Genomic DNA, 2,807 nt, shown 5'->3' with positions numbered 1-2,807 from the left:
GTGCATCGTTGGCTGCGAAGCCTGGTGCTAACGGTATGCCGCCAGCAAGTGCCGTTATGAAACGTCTGCGGGCGAGCGGCAGCTTTCGGCCCTGCGTGCGACCTCGCTCAATAGATGCCTCCCAGCTTCAACGCATCCAGGGTCATGTGTGCGCCAAGGGCAACCAGAACAACGCCCATAGTCCAGCGTTGAGCCAGCAGGAGTCCCGGGCGACTGGAGAGGAACGTCGCAATGCTGCCGGAGCAGACTGCCACGAATCCATTGACCGATGCGAACGCGACAATCAACGACGAACCGAGCACGAGCGATTGCCTGAGGACGCTGCCGTCCTGATAGTTGATGAATTGCGGCAGGAGTGACAGGAAGATCATCGCGAGCTTGGGGTTCAACAGACTTGTCGTTGCGCCCATCGCGAAGAGCCGGCGAGGCTGTTCGCGAGGCAGATCGCGAACCTCCAGGGGAGAACGGCCGCCAGGCTTCACAGCCTGCCACGCCAGATAGAACAGATACACAGCGCCCCCTGCGCCCAACACGCTGGCGGCGTATGGCACGCTGAGGAAAACCGCCGTGATGCCGAACGCTGCCCCAAACATATAGAAGAGATATCCGAGCATGACGCCGCCAAGCGATATCAGCCCGGCGGTGCGTCCTTGCGCAATCGAGCGCGACATCACGTAGACCATGTTCGGGCCCGGTGTCACAGCCAGCATTGCGCCGACCGCCAGAAATCCATATATCGATCCGGTACCGTGCATTTTCGTGGGCTCCCTTCAAGTGGCCATCACTAGCAGTATCGGTTCAAGGCATATCCTGGTAAACCGAATTAAACTGAATCAATTACTCAGATTTTCTGACTAATGTGAATTAACGACTAACGTGAAAAAACTCGATCTGGACGTGCTTGAAATGGTGGTGGCGGTCGCCGATACGGGGTCGTTCGTTCGAGGTGCGGAGTCCGTGCATCGATCGGCGTCGGCGGTGAGCATGCAGATCAAGGCGCTTGAAGAAGCGCTGGGAAAACCGCTCTTCGTGCGAAGCACCCGTAACGTGGCGATTACCACAGAGGGCAAGACGCTTCTGGACTATGGCCGTCGAATGCTTGCGATGCGGGAGGAAGCATGGGCGTCGGTCGTTCGCCCGGAGATGAAGGGCCGCGTCACCATTGGCGTACCCGACGACTACGCATCATCGTTGTTGCCCCCGGTCCTGGGAAAGTTCGCGGTGGCTCATCCACGCGTCGAGATTCGGGTGATTGGCCTGCCCAGCAGTGAGCTCGCTCCACTGCTCAAGGACAACACGCTGGACCTGGCCTACATCACGAAAACGAGGGGCGTCGCGGGCGAATTCGTCCGGTTCGAGCCGATAGTGTGGGTCGGCTCGCCCGCAAGAAAAGTGTGGAAGGAGCGCCCGCTTCCAATCGCCGTATTTGCACAGGGCAGTACGGCACGCGCCTATGCCATCAGCGCGCTTCAGCGGGAAAATATCAAATATCGGATGTCCTACGAAAGCCCGAGTCTGTTGGGCCTTATCAGCATGGTCGAAGCGGGGCTCGCGGTAGCGCCCCTCGCAAGGTGCAGCGTACCCGGGCACCTGGTGCAGCTATCACAGAACGAAGGGTTGCCGCCCCTGGATGAACTCGAAGTCGTCCTTGCGCGCAGTGCCCGGTCCGGCCGGCCGCCCTGTGATTTTCTCGCTGAACAGATTCTGGCTGAAATGAGGGTTTGAGCCGGTCGCTCAATGGCTGAATATCACCCCATTTATTTTGTGTTGGTTGTGCGATCTTCGAACGCCCAGACGATGACGTCAATCATTGCTGCGATGCGCGCGGTATGCCGAAGGTCTTGATGCGTGACAAGCCAGATTTCGTAGACCGCCCCACGTGCAGGTTCCGGCCATAGTTGCACGAGGCCGTCGCGTTCAGCCAGATGTATCGGAAGCTCACCGATGCCGATGCCGGCCTTTACCGCAGTACGCAGCATGAGGCTGGAATTGAAGCTCGATACGACGCGCCCCGCGTGGTTCGGTTCGCCAGCAGGAGCCGGTGATCGATTACCGGGCCAGTTTCCCTGATAGACGACAAGGTCGTGGCCCGCGAATGCGGAGCCAGCGGCGGGCATGCCGTGCTGCTCAAGATATGTCTTCGACGCAAAGAACGCCATGGGCCAGCGAGCCAGGCGCCGCGCGACAAGATCGGGATTATCTGGCCTGACTGACCGGACCGCGATATCCGCTTCACGTTTTGCCAGATTGAGCATGCGCGTCGATGTGTCCAGCAGGACCCGCACTTCAGGATGCGCAGCATGCAGGCGTTCGATGGCGGGAAACAGGAATTCGAGCGCGATCGAGTCGGTGCTGGTGACTCTTACATCCCCCGCAAGCCGTGTATCCGTGCCTTGAGTTCGTCTGACGAGTTCGTGTGCGGAGTGTTCCATTTTCTCCGCTGAGCTCAGCGCGGCCTCGCCCGCGGCGGTCAATGCGTAGCCCTCTGAGGTGCGCAGGAAGAGCGTTGCACGTAGGGCGTGTTCGAGTGCCGCAATCCGTCTGCCGACCGTCGCCTGATCGAGGTTGAGTGTCCTGGCCGCTCCACGGAGCGTTTTTTCGCGCTCCACTGCGAGAAACACTCGCGCGTCATCCCAGTTCATCGTGCCGCCCTCCTGATGCAAATTTGCATCTCACCGCGTGAATAATGCTGCACATATTCATCAGCGTCGATACCTATACTTGATGCAAGAGTTCGTCGTTCAATGATCCGCCCGGATCAAACGAGCTTCATCTATAGAAGGAGTGTTATCCATGTCTGCCTCAAC

3 protein-coding genes are annotated in these 2,807 nt (G+C 59.0%); 1 reads left to right on the top strand and 2 read right to left on the bottom strand.

Annotation, left to right across the window (positions count from 1 at the left end):
* Window positions 1-107 precede the first annotated feature (107 nt).
* Window positions 108-755, bottom strand: a complete 648-nt coding sequence (locus WCA53_RS16160; RefSeq protein ID WP_423912315.1) for a LysE family translocator — start codon at window positions 753-755, stop codon at window positions 108-110.
* A 121-nt stretch (window positions 756-876) separates the two neighbouring features.
* On the opposite strand from WCA53_RS16160, the gene WCA53_RS16155 reads away from it, so the two are divergent.
* Window positions 877-1,725: a LysR substrate-binding domain-containing protein gene (locus WCA53_RS16155; protein WP_423912313.1), complete on the top strand. Its 849-nt coding sequence runs from the start codon at window positions 877-879 to the stop codon at window positions 1,723-1,725.
* A 32-nt stretch (window positions 1,726-1,757) separates the two neighbouring features.
* On the opposite strand, the gene WCA53_RS16150 is transcribed toward WCA53_RS16155, so the two are convergent.
* On the bottom strand, window positions 1,758-2,642 hold the full coding sequence (locus WCA53_RS16150; RefSeq protein ID WP_423912310.1) for a LysR family transcriptional regulator: 885 nt from the start codon (window positions 2,640-2,642) through the stop codon (window positions 1,758-1,760).
* Window positions 2,643-2,807: the final 165 nt, after the last annotated feature.

It is taken from the genome of Caballeronia sp. (assembly GCF_049581465.1).
Taxonomy (GTDB): domain Bacteria; phylum Pseudomonadota; class Gammaproteobacteria; order Burkholderiales; family Burkholderiaceae; genus Caballeronia.
This window is presented reverse-complemented; position numbering and strand designations above follow the sequence as displayed.

Bases quoted from the DNA above. Each gene is read 5' to 3' on its own strand.
- WCA53_RS16160 (WP_423912315.1), bottom strand. From the start codon at position 755: ATGCACGGTACCGGATCGATATATGGATTTCTGGCGGTCGGCGCAATG.
- WCA53_RS16150 (WP_423912310.1), bottom strand. From the start codon at position 2,642: ATGAACTGGGATGACGCGCGAGTGTTTCTCGCAGTGGAGCGCGAAAAA.